Source organism: Burkholderia sp. AcTa6-5 (assembly GCF_017815075.1).
GTDB lineage: Bacteria > Pseudomonadota > Gammaproteobacteria > Burkholderiales > Burkholderiaceae > Burkholderia > Burkholderia sola.
Map to the genome: position 1 here is coordinate 1 of NZ_JAGIQE010000029.1, position 20,239 is coordinate 20,239.

Sequence of the window (20,239 nt, forward strand, 5' to 3'; positions counted from 1 at the left end):
GATTTACGCCGAAGCAGCGGCTGGCCATGGCCGCTTAGTTTCTACTTCTGAACCCCGTGGAAAACGGGGGGATTACCCGTTCTTCAAGGGCTGGCAAAAAGTTGACGAAAGCAATACGCCGTTTAGTCAGGATGGGCTATGCGGATACGATGAGCTTTGTCGTCTGACCGGCGTTACTGATCCACAGGCAACGTTCGGAATGATCCAGCCGCTCGAATACGACGGTAACAACAACGATAGTGCCAATCAGCTGCTCGCTGGCTATGTGCGGAATGCAGAGGGTGTGCGCACAAAGCTCAGGGGGCTGGTGTTCAACGCGCGCAGCGAGTGGGATCCGTCGGACAAGGGCGATCGCTATCGAGGTCTGAATGAACCAGATGGATTCTTTGGCAAGCAGAAAGATACCAACCCGGATGGCTATGCCTTGTTTATTGAATTTCTCGGAAAATTCCAGTTTCTTGACAGGTTGCCATCCGAGGCATCGCTAGCAAAAGAGAAGCTCTGGTATTTTCATCCGCTCGAATTTATTCGGCATTTCAGGAAATGTGGATGGCTTGGTAAGAGGGAGATGCTCCAGCTTATACCGGATCATGTTATTAGAAAGCCAGGCTCACATAACTCCCCCTCTCAAGGAGTATGGGAGTCACCAAATCCAGATCATGCTTCGTCTTTGCTTGATAGGTTCGGGTTGGATTTGAACAGGTCGATGAGGAAGTTCAAGCTTGACACCCCTATTCGACAGGCGTGTTTTATAGCAAATGCCACACAAGAAACAGGGTGGTTCCGTTATCTTGCGGAAGGGAATCGCAATGATAGTGCAACAGACCTGCACAACGGTTGGTTTGGTCGGGGTTTTTTGCAGTTGACCAATCCTAACGGAAATATGGGCGGCGGAAATAATAACTACTATAAATATTTTAAATTTATTGGTCGGCACCCGACTCTGCCGCCGGGGGCGCAGGAGTTGCAGTGGCGAAATGAGGTTGCAAGAGATGCTTATCATGCGAGTCATAGTGCAGGTGCTTATTGGGTTTGGTCCGGGAAATCGATGCCTACGGTGAACAATCCGTCTCGACCGCGGGTGGATAGTGCGAATAAATATGCAGATGAGATGGGTGTGAACGAAAGAAGGGTAATTCGAACAAACGCCGGAATTAAGGTGTGGTATTACAACCAATCCTTTGCGAATTGTGCTGCGGCAGTGAACTATCCGGGTGCTACGGGCAAAAACCCACCAAACATGAATGGTCTGGTAGATCGATCGACGTCGCTGACTAATGCGCTAATGGTTTTGACCGATATTGCGATTTTCAAGGGGCCAAATCAGGAAGATCTAACGTGGCCGGAATACTTCACAAGACGGAAGTTGCCGTGAGAAATATTTTTTGGATGTTGTTGGCTTTTTTGGGGCTCGGTGGGGCCGCGAATGGTGAGCCGGTTTCTACTGGTCATGTCAATTATCGGGATAATGTATCTCTGTTGAAAAATCGGTGCGGATATGTTCTCGGCGAGAGTATATCGTCAAAGGCAGTCGATTCTTCGGTGGGCGTAAATAATGGAATCATATCATTTGATTTTTATCTTGTGATGACGCTGGATAAGAGGGCTATACGCGGGAAGCTGTCGTTTGGTTGTTTTGTGGCTGAATCGAGTGTGCCGGGTTCAAGTGTTATGAATAACACCACCGCGGTCGACGAAATTGCTTTGGAAGATTCTGGGGGGCGATATGTGCGTAATATCGTGTGGCAAAGGAAATATGAAGGAAAGGGGTGGGATGGAACCATTGCCTATGTTGATTCGATATATGGCGATCGAGAGAGGTTGACTGTTCCTGATTATTTCTTAATATGCCCTGACGCAATACATTACCCATGTTTCTCGTTTGAAATTGTGGGGGAGAGGCTTGACAAGAAGGAAATCGATCGAATTCCGGTGGCGCTTGGCGGAATTGAAGTTGTTGCATTGCGATCTACGGCTCCTGAAAGAGACGACGGGGATCGATAGATTGTCATCCGCGATTAATTTGTCCCTGAGCTTCGGCACTCGGTGTGCTGGAAATTCCAAAAATCCCTATTCAACTAGATAGCCAGTATATGCAATCTCCTATTCGCAAAGGTGACAAACTCGAACATGGCGGTGAAGTTACCAGCGGCTCGCCGTGGACGACGTTCATGGACAGGCCGCTTGCACGTAAAGGCGACGATGCGACCTGCGACCTGCATGGTCCGACCATCATCGACGAGGGCGCGGACAAGTATCCCGATCGCGATGAGAAGCTGTTCGCGCTGGACGGTTATCGCTGCACATGCGGTTGTCGATTGATTTCGTCGCTACCGAACGTCCACTTCGAGTAATGCCGGTCGATCTCTCTCCCGCCGGACGCCCCAGCGCGTATCCGGCCAGGATGCGTTTCAGGCCGTGGGCATTAACTTGGTTCGTGTGTAATGTGTTCGGCCCGGTGGTCATTTTGCTGGCGTGGCCGAAAAGCGAGCCCGCGAGCGGCCTTAGGTTTTGGGGCTTGATTAGTGGGGTACCGAACGGACTGTTTCTGGTCTTGCTCGGCTTTGGCCGCGCAGGCTACGAGGGGCTATGGTATCGCGCATACTGGCGCAACCATCATCGTGACCGCTGGCTTGCGAAAAAGATCGGGTTTGCGCAGCGACCGCTTTATGTACTCGACGCAGGCTATTGCCTGCCTCTTGGTGGGACATCTCTGTCCGATGTTCTGATAGGGAAACGCTCCATCATGAAGGTGCAAGCCCCGCGGCACGGCCCAGGAAAGGTTTTGTGCAATCGCTTTGAGGACAACGACCCGCTACTGGACGCCCCGTCCAATGATCCGCCGCTGGACGCTTCCTCCATGGCGGATGAAGAGGAAAGTCCAACTGCTGCCGTACCGAAGAAGGCCGATCCAGTTGTGCAGATGATCCGCGTTGCGCTTGAGCCTCTCGCTGAAAGCATTCAGGCACTGACTCGATACGAAAGGGCATATTGGCCTCAAGTGCGCGTATTGGCCGAGTCGGACATCGCGGACGTGCGTTTGACCCAGGTTCGTGCCGCGATGCATCTTGTGGCGTTTCCGCCCTTGGAAGTCCAGGCCGTTCCGGCTGCCGACGCGTTGCTTGTGGCCGATGTATGGCTCGACGCGCATGAATCCCGTCCGCTCCTCGTCATCGCTACGACGTGGTACGACGATGACATCGACGAGAGCCTTGCCGAGGGATGTGTGGCCGCGTTGCTTGATGCCGGCTATTTCGGGCTTCCGCAGGAGGTCCGTAGAAAGGCTGCGCTACATAGGCCCGTTGCGGGTGATTCCGCCGAACCGGAATATGGTTTCGCGAATTCCGCGATCTGGGGCAAAGCCGACGCCGCCTCGGTGACGCGTGCGTGGATAACGCGGCCGGTTGAAAACTGTGACCGCGCGTTGAACGCCGCCGGGTTTGTGGTTGCAGCAAAAGACGCTGCGCAGAGTCGGTTGGATCGTATTGTTGGCGACATGCGGGCAGCGAACGGTCTGCTGGCGATCGCCGCGGCGATCGAGTCCGGGGCCAGTGACAGACCGCAACTCGTCGTCGATGGCTCGCAGTCGGCCATCCTCTATGTTTTACCCCGAGATCAAACGGCTTCTTCGCATGTCGATATCCAAAAATAATCTCCAAAACACGCAGCCTCGAGCGGCGTTAACCGACGACGCTCAGAGCCGGGTCGCAGTCTGGGGGCTGCCTCTTGCCGTCTTGGTTATTGCCGTTTCAGCGCTCGTGCTGGTTTGGTTCCATGGCGAGCGCCTCGGCGTCCCCGATGGCACGCCTCGTACACTGGCATTGATCGGTATTCCGGTATTGCTGGTTGTCATCGTGATCATTCATCTGATGGCGATATCGACTTGCGCATATGCGGGAGCAGCCAAACTGTTTCGTCTGCAAACCGGTGAGAAGGAAGCCGCTTCAACGACGGAACGGCAGTTCAAACGCGATGCGCGTCTGCAACGTCTGGTCGAGGAACTACGGGTATCGCAGGGCCGGCGCTGGCGATACCGATCACCGTGGCTGATGGTGAGCGGCGCTGACACGCTGGTCGATCAGGTCGCGCCGGGCCTGAAGTGCGCGGGTGCGATGCCCGTCGGCGACGTGATCCTCGTGCACGCGGCGCCGGACGACATCGACGCGGGCGTGTGGCGTCGGCAGATCCGTAAGCTGCGGAGCAGACGGCCTGTCGACGGCGTCGTGCAGGTCACGCATGCGGACGAGCGCGTTAGCGAACTGCCGCGCGCACTCGCCACGCTTGCCGCGGACATCGGCTGGGCCGCGCCTGTCACGTTCCTGCATCCAGTGCCCGCGGCGAACGGCCGCCCGGAAGCATTCGATGCGATCGGCGCATTTCCGGAGCCTGTGGTCGGTGCTAGTCGGCTTCTCGTCTTACGCGATCAACTCGCTGCGATCGAGCGTAGTACGGCGGATACGGGCGTTCGGCTTTGTGCGGCATCGACACGCATCACATACTTAGCCGAAATCTCGCAATACATCGAAAAGCAGCACGAGCAAATCGTCGCCGGCTGGCAGGCGCTCGTTGATTCGCACTGGACGCGCGCGCCGCTGACGGGCGTCATGTTCGCTCCCGTATTCGCGACGACAGCCACCATGCCGACGCCGGTGCCACTTGCTGCGGGCGCGAGCGCAACGGCGCCGACCCTCCCGACCGATTTCCCGCCGAAACCGGCCGCACTGCTAGCCGCGTGGCGCGCAATCGCCAGTCGGCGACGCATTGGCCAGCGGGTGGGCTTCTACTGGCCGGATGCGCTGGCGATAGGCGTGACAGTTGCGGCGATAGCGTGGTGCGCATGGGTGACCATATCGTTCGTCGGCAACCGGCAACTCATGCGCGAAGCGGAAGCGGCGGCTCGCGCAGCGGTCGATGCACGGCCGCAAACCGCTGTCGCCTTGCGCGCGCAGCTTGCGCTGCAACAGTTGATCGAAAAGCTCGAATACCGGCAACGGCATGGCGCACTGTGGTATCTGCGAGCGGGTCTGTCGCACAATGACGATGTTCTCGGCAGTCTGTGGCAACCGTACCGAATCGCCGCGAATCGCAACTTGCAGGCGCCTGTTGTGAAAACGATCGGCGAGCTGTTGGTGGCAGCCGATCGGATGCGCGCCGACAGCCTTCAATCACAGGACGCACGCAGCAGTACCTACAATGCGCTCAAGGCTTATCTGATGCTCGGTGATCCATCTCGCGCCGAATCTGCATTTCTGAAGCATCAACTCACCGCTCTGTGGAGGAGGCCGCCGGAAATGCCTTCGGGCGAGCGTGACGATATCGGCCGACGGCTCGCAGCGTTTTACGCCGATCATCTGAAAGCGCATCCGGAATGGCGAATTGCGACGGACGATCGCGTCGTGACAGCGACTCGCAACATGCTGGTGACGCAGATGGGACTCGCGTCAGCCGACGACACGGTGTACCGGCGCATTATCGACGACGTCGAGAACAAGTACGCCGATGCGTCGCTCGAGACGCTGCTGAATGGCGCCGATGCACGTGGGATGTTCACCGCGTCGCAGACGGTGCCGGGGATTTATACGCGCGCAGCGTGGGACGGCATGATCGCTGCGGCGATCGACAAGGCCGCCGGCGAGTACCAAAGCAGTGGCGACTGGGTGTTGGCGAGCACGCAGTCGTCTCGGACGACGGGGCACACGCGCGCGGCCGACATGATCCGGTCTAAAGCGCCCGCCGAGGAACTGAAGCAGCGGCTGACGGCGCGTTATTTTGGCGAGTACACGGCTGCGTGGCAGCGCATGCTCAACAGCATGAAATGGCAGCCGGCATCCAATCTCGGCGGTGCGGTGGCACAGCTTTCGCGGCTCGCGGATGCACAGACCTCGCCGTTGATCGCGCTGATGAAATCCGTGCAATATCAGGCCCAGGCGGGCCGCCCGTCGCAGGCGCTGGTTGACACGCTGGTGCGCAAGGCGCAAGACCTGATCGGTACGGACGAGCAGGCAGGGGCGGCCGTCGTCAGCCCACTCGACAAGCCGTTCGGTCCGCTGCTCGTGCTGATGGGCGACGCGGGTGCGTCGCCGGCCGCTGCAAACGCGAAGAGCGCTGCGCCGGCCGGTATCGCGCTGACCGGGGTGAGCCTGTCGCGCTACCTGACGGCAGTCACGACGATGCGGCTGAAGTTGCAGCAGATTTCCGGCAGTCCGGATGCGCAGGCGATGGCGCGTTCGCTCGCGCAGGCGGTGTTCCAGGGGAAGTTGTCGGAGTTGTCGCAGGCGCGCGATGACGCGGCGCTGACGGCCGCAAGTCTGGGCGCGGCATGGGCGGGTTTTGGCGATGCGGTGTTTGCGCAGCCGCTCGAGGCCGCATGGCAGACGATCCTGCAACCGGCCGCAGCGAGCCTGAACGACGCATGGCGAGCCAGCGTTGCCGCGCCCTTCAACGCGGCGATGAGCGGCCGCTATCCGTTCTTCGATACGCAGGCCGATGCATCCTTCGCTGAGCTTGGCCGCTATGTGCGGCCCGACACCGGATTGATTTCGCGTTTCGTCACTACACAACTGGCCGGCGTGATGAAGCTGGAGGGCGATCACTGGGCGCCGAACGAGTTTGCGCCGCAGGCGCTGCAGTTCGACCCGAAATTCCTGAGCGCCGTCCGGCAGCTGTCGACTGTGGGCGCGCAGCTCTACTTGCAGGGCGACGCGGGACAGAAATTCGAAATGATGGCCCTGCCGACGCCAGAGGTAACACGCTCGGAACTGTCGATCGACGGCAAGCAGATCGTCTATTTCAATCAGCAGGAACGCTGGACGCCGCTGGCGTGGCCAGGCAATGGCCTGAACGGACACGCGGGGCTCACGTGGCAGACGCTCGACGCGGGCCTGCGGCAGGCGTTTGATTCGACCGGCGATTGGGCGTTCCTGCGTCTGCTGAGCAAGGCGGACGTCACACAGCTTGATAGCACGCGCTATCGGCTCACGTGGAACACCGGGAGCGGCGAGCCGCTTTCGTATGTGCTGCGCACACAGGTCGGCGCCGGGCCGATTGGCCTGCTGAAACTGCGCGGATTCCGAATGCCCGATCGCATTTTCATCGTCGGCAACGCCGGTGTCGTGTCCACCATGCCGCTCCTGCCGCCGCTGCCACAGGATCTCCAGCCATGAGTGAAGGCAAAAACAAACCGGTGATGCCCGAAGGCGTCGGCTTCGGCGCGGAGGACGATCCGTACCTACGCTACTTCGATGCCGAGATGCGCTACCTGCGCGAAGCGTCGCGGGAATTTGCGAAGGAACAGCCGCAAGGCGCCCGCCGTGTGGGAATGACGATGATGCCCGGCGCGCTCCACGACAGTGTCGAGCAGACTTACGAGGGCTTCGCTTTCCTCACGAGCCGGCTGCGCATGCAGCTCGACGACGCCTATTCGGAAATCAGCGATCCGTTGATCGACCACCTTTGGCCGCATGCGGGTCGCACGATTCCGTCGCTGGCGATCCTTGCATGCATGCCCCGCACCGGCGAGGCGCGGATTCTCGATACGTTACCGCCGGGGTTACAGGTTCATTCGACACCGGTCGGCCAGGACGGGACGATATGCGTTTATCGGACCACTCAGGCGGTAAGCCTGTTGCCGCTCGGCGTGCGCGAGGCGGGTGCGCGTATGCGCGAGGACGGTCGCACGGTGATTCGGCTCGCGTTCGACCTGCTGCACCGCGAGCAGCGGTTGCTGGATGACCTGTCGCGTATCCGGCTTTACCTGCATGGCGACCGGCCGACTGCATCCGCGCTGTACGCGGTGTTCACGCGTCAGGTCGAGTCGATCGGCGTGCGCATGCCGCGCCTGCTCGACGGCCAGCTACAGCCGTGTCCGGCGATGAAGTTCGAGGCGGCCGGCTTTGGCGCACGGGAGCGACTGTGGCCGGTCGATCACGACGCACGCGACGTCGCTCTCGATCGCGAGCAGACGATGCTCGAATATTTCGCGTTCCCCGAGAAGTTCCACTTCGTCGACTTGTGCGGTTTCGACGCGGCGAGTGTGCCACCGGGCGAAACGCGTCTTGAATTCGAAATCGTGATCCGGGATCGGCTACCCGGTGACGCCACGTTCGGCGCGGACAATATCCGGTTGTTCTGCACGCCGGTGATCAATCTGTTCGAGCTGGACGCGCAGGCAATCCGGCCCAACGGACACGATCGCGACTATCCGGTGCTCCCTCCCAGGTCGGCGGGCCAGCACGTCGAGCCCTACGATGCGCTGTCGGTCATGGCGACCGATCCGCGCACCGCCAATCAATACGCGTATCGGTCGATCAAGGAATTCCGTCACCGCGGCGGGATGATGCGGCACGAATCGCCGGATCGCTACTACCACGCGTCGATTCGGCAAGGCGTGACCGGCCAGCGCGAGATCGTCGTGACGTTGGGGGGGCATCTATGGGATGAGCCGGGCAGCTTGCCGGACGCGCACGTGACGGTCCGGGTATTGGCAAACAATGGCCGATTGCCGCGCATGGCCCTGCGTGAATCGATGATTGCCACGCCTGCTTCGACCTTTAACGGTGTCGAGCGCGTATGCAACCTGACGGCCCCGACGATGCCGCTGTATCCGCCGCGCGGGCGCGACTATGACTGGCGGGTGATTTCTCACTTCAACGCGGCAGGCACAACCGAGCTGAACATGATGGACGCGAACGTGCTGCGCGGCGCGCTGTCGTTGTACGACTGGACGCGACAGGACGATAACCGGCGACGTATCGAGGCGATCCATTACGTGTGGCTCGACGAGGAAACGGAACGGGTGGGTATGCGCGTCGATCGCATCGTGAATGTGAACGTAGGTATCGAGCCGTCGGGTTTCGCCGGGCCGGGCGACGTCGCGCTGTTCGGCGACGTACTCAGCCGCTTCGTAGGCCGCTACGCGTGTTGCCACTTTGCAGTGCGACTCGTTCTGTACGAAGGCGTCGGGGGGCCGATTCGGCGCTATCCGTGCGTGAGCAAGACGGGAGACTGGTTGTGATATCGAGAACACATCGGAGGATGCGAAGCATTCGACTGGTAGCGGTCGGTGCGCTGACGGTCGCGGCGATGTCCGGCTGCGGCATGTGGCAGTCGGTGATGGATACGACGGTCGATACGGCGCGCACGGTATTCGTCGCGAAGGTCAAGCAGATGAATCTGGTGATCGAAAGTCGTTCCGCGCTCAACGAAAATGAGCAAGGTCAATCATTGTCGGTCGTGGTGCGCGTCTACCAGTTGGGAGACGCGAAGGTCTTCGAAAAAGCGGGTTACGCCCAGTTGCTCGATGACGATAGAGCGTTACTGAGGGCCGATCTGCTCGGCAGTATGGAAACCACGCTCGGGCCTGGCGCCACGGTGAAGCTGTCTGCGCCCATGGCAGATGATGCGCAAGTTGTCGGTGTCGCGGGACTCTTTCGTCATCAAGCCGGTGCCGAATGGCAACTGGTGATCCCGAAATCGCAATGGAAGAAATCCGACCCCGTCAAGCTGGTCGTGACGGGCAATCGGATGGAGTTGGTTCCATGAACGAGGTGCGGTTTCGGGAGCTTGATCGTCGGCGACGGAATTCCTGATGGTGAGAGTTAACTCGGCCATGTCTGGCGCACAACGGGCTCTTCTTCCATTGGAAAGCGCTCCGGACCGTCCGCTGACCATCCCTGACAGTGTGCGGCCGGCGCTCCGCTAGAATGCCGGATTGCCGCCGCTTGACGCGGGCGGCGCGTCGCGCGCTACACTGCGCCTAGCCATCCCCGTTCAACCTTCCATCCCGCCGACGATGACGTCTCCTGTCCTGACCGGCCTGCGCATCGGTATCACGATCGGATTGCGTGCCCCCGACGAAAGCCTGTGGATCAACGGCATCAAGCAGAACGCGCTGTTCCTCGCGAAACTGCTGATGGCGTCGCCGCACGGCTACCGCGTGACGCTGGTCAACACGACCGACGTGCCGCTGACCGACGCGCTGCCGTGGGATCGCAGCGTGTACGACACGCGCGCGTTCGCCGACATGAAGGACGCGCTCGACGTGGTGATCGAGCTCGGCGGGCAGATCGACGGCGAGCAGACGGCCTACCTGAAAGCGCGCGGCGCGAAGCTCGTCAGCTATTGCTGCGGCGTCGAGTACATCAACGCGATGGAGTCGATGCTGTTCGGCCGCCGGCTGTGGGATTCGCTGTTCATCAACCGCGGCTACGACGAGGTGTGGGCGATTCCGCAGATCGCGCCGTCGTCGCTGCCGTTCCTGCAGTCGCTGCGCCGCTGTCCGGGGCGCGTGGTGCCGTTCGTGTGGGATCCGATGTTCCTGACCGAACGCGCACAGTCGCTGCCCGAGCACGGCGAATACCGGCCGCGCAGCGAGCCCGGCAAGCGGCTCACGGTGATGGAGCCGAACCACAACGTCGTGAAGTTCTGCGTGTATCCGATGCTGATCATCGACGAGGCGTATCGCCGCGACCCCGACGCGATCTGCTTCACGCACGTGACGAACGCAGATCGCCTCGCGCACGACAGCCCCGAGTTCGTGATGCTGATGAACTACCTGGATATCGTGCGCGCGGGCAAGGCGAGCTTCGTCGGGCGCTTCGATACGCCGCTGTTCCTGGCCGACCTGACCGATATCGTCGTGTCGCACCAGTGGTCGAACCCGCTGAACTATTTCTATTTCGACGTGTGCTGGCAGGGCTATCCGCTCGTGCACAACGCGAGCCTTGCACCCGATCTCGGGTATTACTACCCCGACAACGACGTGCAGCAGGGCGCCGATGCGCTGCTGCGCGCGCTGCATATGCACGACGACGACTGGCAAGCGTATGCGCGACGCCAGCGCGAGATCCTTCGCCGTTACACGTCGGCGAATCCGGCGCTCGTCGCCGAGTACGACGCGCTGCTCGCGAACCTGATCGGCGCGCCGGCCGCCTGAGGCCGGTGTTCCGCGGCGCACGGTCGTTGCGCTCCGCTCGCCTCCCGCCGTCGGGTTTGTCCCGCCCTCATGTCTGACGAAATGATGCCGTTAAAAAAAGAAACCGACGAACCGGATGGGTTCGACGGTTTTCGAAGGCACGAAATTGACGGCTCCGAGGGAAGTCCGTCAAAAACAAGTTTATAGGTTAACAAGTTGGAAAGATTGTTAAATATGTTTCAATCTATAATCTTCATATAATTGAAATTGGTATTATGGATTAAAAGGAGATTGATTCCTGTTGGAAATTTAATAATATCGTTGGGAACACGGAAATTGCATGCCGCAGTGATCGAATGGCGCGCGGCGGCAGGTATCAAGAGTGAGGCGGCACGTGCGGAGAGCGGCATTTCTCCCCGACATATCGAGCGCGGGCGGTACTTCGTCGCATAGTATTATCTGATCAATTGACGGTGCCCCGATTCGAGCGACGAGCGAATCCGGGAAAAGAAGATTCGGATAAAACGGTCTGGATGAAAAATATAAGCGATTCGGATTTGAGGTTCTTGTAATTCGCGTTGTGTAACCTGTCGCACTGTTGGTATCGCGCGCGCGTGGTGTATTTCAGGTAATCGAATATCGTAAAAATATCGAATTTGACGGTGCCGAAGCGACCAGTACGCTCCCCGGAAAAAATCGACATACAGGATGGGCCGGGTAGGCGGCGGAGCGCGTCGAGGTGGGCGCGTTCCGTCTGGGTGTTGAGGTCGAGCCGCGATCGGCGGCTCGCCATTTGCCGGAGCGCCGGATGAATGCGGTCGAAGCTCGCCAGGAGGCGAATCGGAAAGCGAATCGCGATGAAATCGATCTCGTGTTCGGCGCGCGCGACGATCATCCCGACCTTGCGTCGGTACGCAGTTTCGTCGAAAGCCGGCTCGGATTCGCGCACGAACCCGTCTGCCGCGCCGACCTGTCGGGCGGCGTGCTGTACGAGGAACGCCTGGCGCGGTTGCGGTGGGGCGAGCGCGATGCGCTGCCGCCGCTCGTCTTCCTGCCGCGCCTCGAAGCGCTCGGCCTGATGCGCTGGTTCGACCGGCTGGTGGTCGGCCGTACGATCGATGCGCTGCGCGCCGATCCGGGCGCCGTGTACGGTTGCAACGTCGCGGCGGCGAGTGCGGTGGTGGACGACGCGTGGCTCGCGATTTTCAGGCGGCTCGAGCGCGAGCCGTCGGTGGCCGCGCGGCTGGTCGTCGAGATCACGGAGACGGGGCCGCTGAACCCCGTCGCGGGCCGGTCGTTCGTGTACCGCTTCCGGCGGGCCGGGTGCCGGATCGCGATCGACGATTTCGGTGTCGGCTTCAGTGCATTGAACAATCTGGTGGTCGGCAATCCCGACATCGTGAAGCTCGACCGCTCGATCCTGTCGATGATCAAGCGCAACGCGATCGGGCGCTACCAGTTCCGGCGGCTGATCGCGTTTGCGCATGAAGGTGCGCGGCACGTCGTCGTCGAAGGCGTGGAAAGCGAGACCGACCGGCAGATCATCGTGGATGCCGGCGTCACGTGGGCGCAGGGCATTCGCTTTTCATGGCGATCGCCGGCCGCCGCGTGATAGCGGAAACGGGCAGGGCGGCGCGCGCGGTGCGCGTCGGGGGCGGGACGAATCGCAAAGGGGCGTGGGCATGACGGAGACGAAAGCCGGAGGCGGAACGGGCACGCAGGCGATCGATGCGCGCGAGCTGGTCGCGATCGCCGAGCTGGCCGACATGCTGCGGCAACTGGGCGCCGAATCGGCCGATGCGCCGATCGACGTCGCGCCGTATCTGGACGGTCTGACACGCGTCGCACGCCGTATTCGGCGAATGATGCCGCTCGACGCGGGCGGCCGCGAACTGGCGGCCCGGCACTACTACGCGGGCGTCATCGCCGGCGCGTGCGGCGACGAGTCGGCGATCGCGCGCGGCGTATCCGACAGCCTCGTCCGGCAATCGGCCGACGCAGGCCGGTCGGCCGCCCGTTGTTTCGCGGTGCTCGCGCGCATCGGGCGGCGGCATGGCCGCGCGTTCGCCGCGCAAAGCGGCGATCGGGTACTGGCGTAACGCAACCGGCGCGTGCGCAGGCAATCAGCCGAGCGGGCGGCCGGCGAACAGGTGCTGGATCTGCGTGGAATAGGCGCGAACGTTGTGCTCGGCGAGCGTGTCGACCTGGTGCAGGCAGCGGCGGGCGGCCGCCGCGTAGTCGTCGAGCCGTGCGTCGTGCGTTTGCGCGGCGGTCGCGATCGCGCGCGCCGCATCGAAGATCTCGAAGTCCGGATAGTAGTAGCCGACGTCGCGCAGGAACGGCGAGTTGTGCACGAGCGGGTAGTTGCCGTACAGCGCGTCGTACAGCAGGTAGTTCAGGCCGTTTTCCCAGTGGTGCGACACGACGATGTCGGTGTGATGCGCGGCCCACGCGACGAACGGCGCGCGCACGTCGGCGGTGGCCTTGCCGTCGCGCACCATCTCGAGCCCGAGCGCGAGATGCTTGAAGGCGACGTTTTCCTTCTTGTCGAACGTGTTGGTCATGTACACGTGCTCGACGAGCTCCGGATGCTCGACGTAGCACGCGTTCGCGGCGAGCATCGGCACGATCGCGCTCTTCACGACGTTCAGGTTCGGCTCGAAGAACGCGATGCGCTTGGCCGGGCCGCGGTTGCGATAGCCGAAGCGCGCCTTCAGTTCAGGGTCCACGTCGAGGCTGCGTTCGATGAAATACGGCGACCAGATATGCGGCAGCTCGATCACCGGCGCGCGGTACACGGCCTGGAAATACGCGGCGCACGTATGCATGTGCTGCGGATTGGTCCAGATCTCGTCGAACTGCACGCGGTGCGGGTTTGGCCGCCAATCGTTCTTCTCGAAGTTGATCGTCTCGACCGCGATCACGTAGTCGTTGCCGAAGCGATACGACGCGCACTTGCCGCCGCGCTGGCGCACGACGTCCGTGTGAGACGGATCGACGAACGCGTTCATTTCGATCAGCAGGTCGGTCTGGTGAACGACGGCCGACAGCGGCCGCAGCGCGTCGCCGAACGCGTCCATCATCAGCGCCTGCGGATACGCGGCGATGCCGTCGTCGTGCGCGAGCCAGACCTCGCCGATCAACGGCGACTGCTTCAGCAGCATGTACAGGTACACGCAGTGCTGGTTCGCGCCGTTGTACCAGATCGACTGCGTCGCGTCGCGCTGCACGTTGATCGTTATCGCGACATTGAGTTTCATCGGCTCGGCTCCGTGGGACGAGGATCGGTCATGCGTCGCGATAGAGCGTGGCGATCGCGTCCGTATAGGCCGCGACGTTCTCGGGGTTGTAGATGCTGACCGAGTCGAGCACGTGCTTCGACTGCTCGCGGTATGCGTCGAGATTCGCGTCGTGCTCGGCGAACGCCTGCAATAGCGCGCGGCCGCCCGCCTGGCAGTCGAAGTCCGGATAGAAATACCCGGCCTTGCCGAGGAACGGCGAGTTGTGGATCAGCGGATAGTCGCCGTACAGCAGCTCGTAATACAGGTAATTCTGTGCGTTCTCCCACGTGTGCGACACCACCGCATCGCCGTACGCGGCCATGAACTCGTACACCGCATAGCGGCTTTCGAACGTCGTGATGCCGTGGTTCACGATGTCGAGGCTCTTCGCGAAGTGGATGAACGTCGCGTGATCCTTCAGGTGGATCGTGTTGCACACGCGCACGAATTCGAGGAATGCCGGATTCGCGCGATACGCTTCCTCGGTCACGAGCATCGGAATGATGCTCGTCTTCACCATGCAGATGTTCGGCTCGAACATCGTCACGCGCCAGCGCGGCTTGCCGGGCCGATAGCCGAACGACAAACCGGCGCCGAGCGTCGCGCGCGCCTTGTCGAACAACATCGGATGCCAGATGTGCGGGACGATCGTGACCGGCGCGCGCAAGCCCGTCTGGTAGTAGTGCAGGCACGAGCGCTCGAATTCGGGAATCGTCCACACCGCGTCGTACGGCGCGCCCGAGAACAGGAAGCCTGACGGCTTGTCGAACATCGCGCGCTCGATGTCGATCACGTAGTCGTTGCCGACCCGCATCGTGACGACCTTGCCGCCGCGCTCGCGGAACGCGCGCAGATAATCCGCGCCGAATTGCGCGCTCATTTCGATCAGCACGTCGCAGCGCTCGAGCGCTTCGTCCATCGACAGCAGCGGCACGTTCCACTCGCCGAGCATCATCTGCGGATCGGCGACCTGTTCGCCGCCGTTGACCATCACGGCATCCGCGACGAGCGGCGACTGGCGCAGCAGCAGGATCAGCAGCAGGCAGTTCTGGAAAATGCCGTTTTCCCACAGCGACTGGCCGGCGCCGCGCACGAACAGCGACACGCCGACGACGAGACGCTTGCCCTCGCCGGGCGCTTGACGGGCATTGGAGTCCGACATGCGTATGCTCCGGTTCAGGCGACCAGACGCGAGACGAACGCGTCGAGGTTCGCGGGGTTGTCGATCGAGACCGAGTGCAGCAGCCGGTCGGCTTTCGCACGGTAGTCGTCGAGGCGTTCGTCGTGATGCAGCCACGCTTCGAGCAGCGCGCGACCGCCGGCGGCCGAGTCGAAGTCCGGGTAGTAATAGCCGGCGTCGCCGATCAGCGTCGAGTTGTGGATCAGCGGATAGCCGCCGTACAGCACGTCGTAATACAGATAGTTCTGCCCGTTTTCCCAGTGGTGCGACACGACCGCATCCGCGTGGCGCGCCATGAAGCCCGGCAGGTCGATGCGCGGCTCGAACGTCGCCTTGTGCTGGCGCACGAGATCGAGGCTGTTCGCGAAGTGCACGAAGGTCGGATGTTCTTTCATGTGCATCGAGTTGACCACGAACATGTGTTGCACCGCATCAGGCCGCGCGCGGTAGAGCTCGTCGCAAGCGAGCATCGGGTAGTGGCAGGACTTCGCGACCGAGATGTTCGGCTCGAGCATCGCGAGCTTCCATGGCCGCTGGCCGGGCCGATAGCCGAACGTCGCGCCTTCGTCGGCGAGCGCGGCCACGCGGCGCTCGAGGAAGTACGGCGACCAGATGTGCGGCATCAGGTGGACGGGCGCGCGCAGGATCGTCCGCAGCATCGGCGCGGCGGTCTTGTCGTATTGCGGCAGCAGCCACACTTCGTCGAACGGCGCGCCGTTGAACACGTGCCCCGACGGTTTCCCGAAGATCGGCGTTTCGCCCAGCCCCGCATACACGTGCCCGCAGAAGAACGCAGCGGTCTTCTTGCCGAGCGCCTTCATGTGCCGGAGCCATTCGACGGGCAACTGCGCGCCCATTTCGATCACGACGTCGAGTTCGTGCGTGACGTCGGCGGGTTTCACGAGCGGGATGTCGAGGCCGTCGAGTTCGAGGCCGGCCGGCAGCGCATTGGCGTCGCCGCCGTTCAGGAAATAGACGGGGCCGACGCGATCCGAGCGCTTGAGCATCATCGCGAGGAACGCGATGTTCTGGTGAATGCCGTTTTCCCAAATCGCCTGGCCATCGCGCGCGAACAGCGAGATGCCGACCGCCGGCCGTTGCTTGCGGGTGCCGCCCGCGGCGGCTTCATTGATGTCCGTCACCGGTTGTTTCCTCTGCGGCGTCGTGCGTCCGGCATCGCGTCGAGCGTCTGGCCGGCAGCGGCGCGCCGTGGATTGTCATGGTTGGATTCGCGCCGGTGCGCCGCGGTGCGCGAATCGGTCGACGAGATTCGCGAAGGCGGCGGCCGGATTCCGGCGTGTCGTCGGGCACGCCTGGCACGGCGCGCGTCGGGCGGGCTGCCCCGGCGACTGTTTGCGGCGATTGTGGCATGGAAACCGCCGGTTTTGGCAGCGCGTGACGAACTTTGACATAGCCGACGGCCAACGGGAGCGGGCGCAGGCGTTGCGGCGCCCGGTGGTCCGGCGGAATTCCGGCGCGGCGCGTGCGGCCTGCCGGATCGCGCGGCCGCATGCGCGGCCGCGGGCGGCTCAGTGCTGCAGCCGGATTTCGACGCGACGGTTGCTGGCGCGGCCTTCCGGCGTCGCGTTCGAGGCGACCGGATCGGCCTTGCCGCGGCCCGAGACCGTCATCGAATCGGTCTTCAGTCCGTGCGCCTTCAGATAGGCAGCGACCGATTCGGCGCGGCGCTTCGACAGCGCGAGGTTGTAGTCGTCGCTGCCCACCGAGTCGGTGAAGCCAGTGACCGTCACCAGCGAGTACGTGCGGTCGGCGCGCTCGCTCAGCAGCCGGTCCAGCGATTCGCGCGCGGTCGGCGCGAGCGTCGCGCGATCGGTCGCGAACAGCGCGTCGCCCGACAGGTTCACGCGTTCGATGACGGCGGCGGCGGGTGCGGGTGTGGCGGCCGAGGCCGCCTCGACCGGCGCGGCGCCGCACTGGAACACCAGCGTGGCCGGATCGGCGTTGTCGCGCAGCGCGCGGGCCGAGTCGACGGCGCGCACGGGCTCGTCGCCGCAGATCTTGCGAGCAGCCTTCATGCAGGTCTGCGGGCCCGACAGCAGGCCGTGGCAGTCCACCTGGAAGGTGCGCACGCCGTCGCGCGGCTGCAGTTCGGAGGCGCTGAAGGTCGGGCCGGATGCGGTCGAGCACGCGGCGAGGACCGTTGCGGAAAGCGCGAGCGCAAAAGCGAGTTTGTTCACGGTGACGTCCTTAAAGCTTGGGTTGACCGAGGCCCGCCGCGCGGCGCGCAGCGGGGCTCGTCCTGCCGTCGGCGCCGCGGGCGTCCGGCTGGCGAGCCGGACGCCCGGGCGGCGCGACGCGTTACTTCCACTGATACAGCATGCCGGCGCCGATCACCTTCTGACCGCCGCTGAAACCGCCGTTGACCGACGCCTTCAGGTTCTCCGTGATACGCGCCTGCATGCTGACCGCCATCGCCTTCTGGCCGAGGAAGGTCGACGTGCCCACGCCCATCCCGAAGTTGGCGTCGCGATCGAGCTGCGGGATCGACGCCATCGCGCCGACGGCCGCGATACCCTGCTTCGCCATCTGGTCGGTCTGCTGCAGTTGCGAACCCAGCGAGTTGATCTGCGCCTGCTGGCCCGACAGTGCCGTCGACAGCGTCGTCTGCACTTGCGTCAACTGGTTCACGTTCACCGCGTCGGTGCCCTGCGTACCGGGCGCGACGTTCGTGATCTGGCGCTGCTGCTGGTCGTTGCCGACCGACACCACGTTCGAGCGACCGCCGTCGTTCGACGCCGCGCCGATTGCCACGGAGTTCGAACCGGCCGTGACGACCGGAAGGTCGTTGCCCTTGCCGTTCAGGTCGGCGGCGACGCCGTTGTTGTTCGCCGTACGCGCCGTGTTGTTGTTGATCGTCGTCGACAGCTGGCTCACTTGATCGCCGAGGTTCGTCACGCCGGTCGACAGCGAGGCCACCGTGCTGTTGGTCGAACTCAGGCCGGTGGACAGCGAACCGATGCCGGTCGACGTGGACGTGGACAGCGACGTCAGGTTGCTGTTCGTGGAACTGAGCCCCGTCGACAGCGAGTTGATCGCGGTCGACGTGGACGTGGACAGCGACGCTACGTTGCTGTTCGTCGTGCTCAGGCCGGTCGACAGCGAATTGATGCCGGTGGACAGCGACGCGACGTTCGACGCGGTGGACGTCGACAGCGTGTTGAGCGCGTTGTTCGTCGCGTTCAGCTGGCTGCCGTTGATCGCGTCCGTGCTCGTGGCCGAGATCCGGCCCGCGGCGACGTTCGTGATCTGGCGTTCCTGACCCGGTGCGCCGACGCTCACCACGCCGACCGGCGAGCCGCCCGCGAACGGGTAGGTGACGCCGCCGATCGTGGCGCTCGAGGTGCCGACCGCCGCGGCCGTGACCGAGTTCGCGCCGAGTGCGATCGAGTTCGCGACGTTCGCTTGCGCGTTCGTGCCGAAGGCGAGGGCGTCGGCGGCCGTGGCCTTGGCGGCCGAGCCGTAGGCCTGGGCGCCGGTGGCGCTGGCCGTGGCCTGGCTGCCCAGCGCGATCGTGTTGTCCGCGGTGGCCTGGTTCGCGCTGCCGAGGGCGAGCGCGCTGGCGCCGGTTGCCGTGTTCTGGTTGCCGAGGGACACCGCGCCGTCGCCGGTTGCCGTGTTGTTGGCGCCCATCGCCACCGCGCCGGTGCCCGTCGCCACGTTCGGATCGCCGATCGCGACCGCGCCGTCGCCGGACGCCGTGTTGCCGGAGCCGATCGATACCGCCTTGCCGCCCGTTGCCGATGCGCTCTGGCCGATCGCGACCGCACCCGCCGTCTGCGCGTTCGAACCGTCGCCGACCGCGACGCTGCTGGCGCCCGCCGCGCTGGCGTTCACGCCGGCGGCGAGGGCGTTGGTGCCGGTGGCGCCCGTGTTGTCGTAGTTGGCTTGCTGCACGCCGTTGTCGTTGACGCTGTAGTAGTGCGTCTTCGCGGCGTTGATCGCGGTCGAGGTGGACGTGGACAGCGACGCCACCGAGCTGTTCGTGCTGCTCAAGCCGGTGGACAGCGAGCCGATGCCGGTCGAGGTCGACGTGGACAGCGACAGGATCGTGCTGTCCGTGCTGCTCAGGCCGGTGGACAGCGAGCTGATGCCGGTCGAAGTCGAGGTCGACAGGGACGTGATCGAGCTGGTCGCCGAGGAGAGGCCGGTCGAGGTCGAAGTCGACAGGGAGCTGATCGAGCTATTCGCCGACGACAGGCCGGTCGACGTGGACGTCGACAGCGACGTCACCGAGCTGTTGGTCGAGCTCAGGCCGGTGGACAGCGAGTTGATGCCGGTCGAGGTCGAGGTCGACAGCGAGGTGATCGAGCTGTTGGCGGACGACAGACCCGTCGAGGTCGACGTCGACAGCGACGTGATGGAGCTGTTCGCCGACGACAAGCCGGTCGACGTGGAGGTCGACAGCGACGTTACCGAGCTGTTGGTCGAGCTAAGGCCCGTGGACAGCGAGCTGATACCGGTCGAGGTCGAGGTCGACAGCGAGGTGATCGAGCTGTTGGCGGACGACAGACCCGTCGAGGTCGAAGTCGACAGGGAATCGATCGAGCTGTTAGCCGAAGACAGACCCGTCGAAGTCGAAGTCGACAGCGACGTGATCGAACTATTGGCCGACGAGAGGCCCGTCGAAGTCGAGGTGGACAGCGACGTGATGGAGCTGTTCGCCGACGACAGGCCGGTCGACGTGGAGGTCGACAACGACGTCACCGAGCTATCGGTCGAGCTGAGGCCCGTCGACAGCGAATTGATGCCCGTCGAGGTCGAGGTCGACAGCGACGTGATCGAGCTATTCGCCGACGACAGCCCCGTCGAGGTCGAGGTCGAGAGCGACGTGATGGAGCTGTTCGC

The 20,239-nt window shown here is 62.9% G+C and carries 15 protein-coding genes and 1 pseudogene; 10 read left to right on the plus strand and 6 right to left on the minus strand.

Annotated elements, in window-relative coordinates; genetic code table 11:
- From J8I33_RS28955 to J8I33_RS28990, 8 genes and pseudogenes are all read left to right on the plus strand, one after another.
- Window positions 1-1,375, plus strand: a pseudogene (locus tag J8I33_RS28955) (hypothetical protein); the annotation flags it as partial.
- The gene (locus J8I33_RS28960) at window positions 1,372-2,004 is read left to right on the plus strand and encodes a hypothetical protein (RefSeq protein WP_209939576.1); all 633 of its coding nucleotides are present in this window, start codon (window positions 1,372-1,374) and stop codon (window positions 2,002-2,004) included. The pseudogene J8I33_RS28955 and the gene J8I33_RS28960, both read left to right, overlap by 4 nt.
- A gap of 89 nt (window positions 2,005-2,093) precedes the next feature.
- On the plus strand, window positions 2,094-2,354 hold the full coding sequence (locus J8I33_RS28965; RefSeq protein WP_209939598.1) for a PAAR domain-containing protein: 261 nt from the start codon (window positions 2,094-2,096) through the stop codon (window positions 2,352-2,354).
- Window positions 2,306-3,652, plus strand: coding sequence for a hypothetical protein (locus J8I33_RS28970; RefSeq protein ID WP_245172531.1), 1,347 nt, complete (start codon window positions 2,306-2,308; stop codon window positions 3,650-3,652). Before J8I33_RS28965 ends, J8I33_RS28970 begins: the two co-directional genes overlap by 49 nt.
- Window positions 3,600-7,163: an ImcF-related family protein gene (locus tag J8I33_RS28975; RefSeq protein ID WP_245172532.1), complete on the plus strand. Its 3,564-nt coding sequence runs from the start codon at window positions 3,600-3,602 to the stop codon at window positions 7,161-7,163. The genes J8I33_RS28970 and J8I33_RS28975 overlap by 53 nt, the downstream gene beginning before the upstream one ends.
- A gap of 23 nt (window positions 7,164-7,186) precedes the next feature.
- Window positions 7,187-9,013 carry a type VI secretion system baseplate subunit TssF gene (tssF, locus tag J8I33_RS28980; RefSeq protein ID WP_209939577.1) on the plus strand — a complete coding sequence of 609 codons (1,827 nt, stop codon included), beginning with the start codon at window positions 7,187-7,189 and terminating at the stop codon, window positions 9,011-9,013.
- Window positions 9,014-9,033: 20 nt separating this feature from the next.
- A complete protein-coding gene (gene tssJ / locus J8I33_RS28985) occupies window positions 9,034-9,540 on the plus strand; it encodes a type VI secretion system lipoprotein TssJ (RefSeq protein ID WP_245172538.1) in 507 nt (168 codons plus the stop codon).
- A 250-nt stretch (window positions 9,541-9,790) separates the two neighbouring features.
- Window positions 9,791-10,933 carry a DUF2827 domain-containing protein gene (locus tag J8I33_RS28990; protein WP_209939578.1) on the plus strand — a complete coding sequence of 381 codons (1,143 nt, stop codon included), beginning with the start codon at window positions 9,791-9,793 and terminating at the stop codon, window positions 10,931-10,933.
- Between the two features lie 442 nt (window positions 10,934-11,375).
- Here J8I33_RS28990 and J8I33_RS28995 read toward each other — a convergent pair whose 3' ends face one another.
- Window positions 11,376-11,807 (minus strand): hypothetical protein, encoded by a 432-nt coding sequence (locus J8I33_RS28995; RefSeq protein ID WP_162484456.1) that lies wholly within the window; start codon window positions 11,805-11,807, stop codon window positions 11,376-11,378.
- Here J8I33_RS28995 and J8I33_RS29000 point away from each other — a divergent pair.
- Both J8I33_RS29000 and J8I33_RS29005 read left to right on the plus strand, forming a co-directional pair.
- Window positions 11,721-12,524 (plus strand): EAL domain-containing protein, encoded by an 804-nt coding sequence (locus tag J8I33_RS29000; protein ID WP_050016204.1) that lies wholly within the window; start codon window positions 11,721-11,723, stop codon window positions 12,522-12,524. The two genes, J8I33_RS28995 and J8I33_RS29000, sit on opposite strands and share 87 nt — an antisense overlap.
- 70 nt (window positions 12,525-12,594) lie before the next feature.
- Window positions 12,595-13,011, plus strand: a complete 417-nt coding sequence (locus J8I33_RS29005) for a hypothetical protein (RefSeq protein ID WP_050016199.1) — start codon at window positions 12,595-12,597, stop codon at window positions 13,009-13,011.
- A gap of 24 nt (window positions 13,012-13,035) precedes the next feature.
- On the opposite strand, the gene J8I33_RS29010 is transcribed toward J8I33_RS29005, so the two are convergent.
- The 5 genes from J8I33_RS29010 to J8I33_RS34635 all read right to left on the minus strand — a co-directional run.
- Window positions 13,036-14,172: a DUF2827 family protein gene (locus J8I33_RS29010; RefSeq protein WP_209939579.1), complete on the minus strand. Its 1,137-nt coding sequence runs from the start codon at window positions 14,170-14,172 to the stop codon at window positions 13,036-13,038.
- 28 nt (window positions 14,173-14,200) lie between these two features.
- On the minus strand, window positions 14,201-15,355 hold the full coding sequence (locus J8I33_RS29015; protein ID WP_124556315.1) for a DUF2827 domain-containing protein: 1,155 nt from the start codon (window positions 15,353-15,355) through the stop codon (window positions 14,201-14,203).
- Window positions 15,356-15,369: 14 nt separating this feature from the next.
- Entirely contained in the window at window positions 15,370-16,515 is a 1,146-nt protein-coding gene (locus tag J8I33_RS29020) for a DUF2827 domain-containing protein (RefSeq protein WP_124680890.1), read from the minus strand.
- Window positions 16,516-16,902: 387 nt separating this feature from the next.
- Window positions 16,903-17,571 (minus strand): OmpA family protein, encoded by a 669-nt coding sequence (locus J8I33_RS29025; protein WP_209939580.1) that lies wholly within the window; start codon window positions 17,569-17,571, stop codon window positions 16,903-16,905.
- 121 nt (window positions 17,572-17,692) lie between these two features.
- Window positions 17,693-20,239 (minus strand): YadA-like family protein (locus J8I33_RS34635; protein ID WP_245172546.1); only part of this gene is annotated, 2,547 nt, incomplete at its 5' end.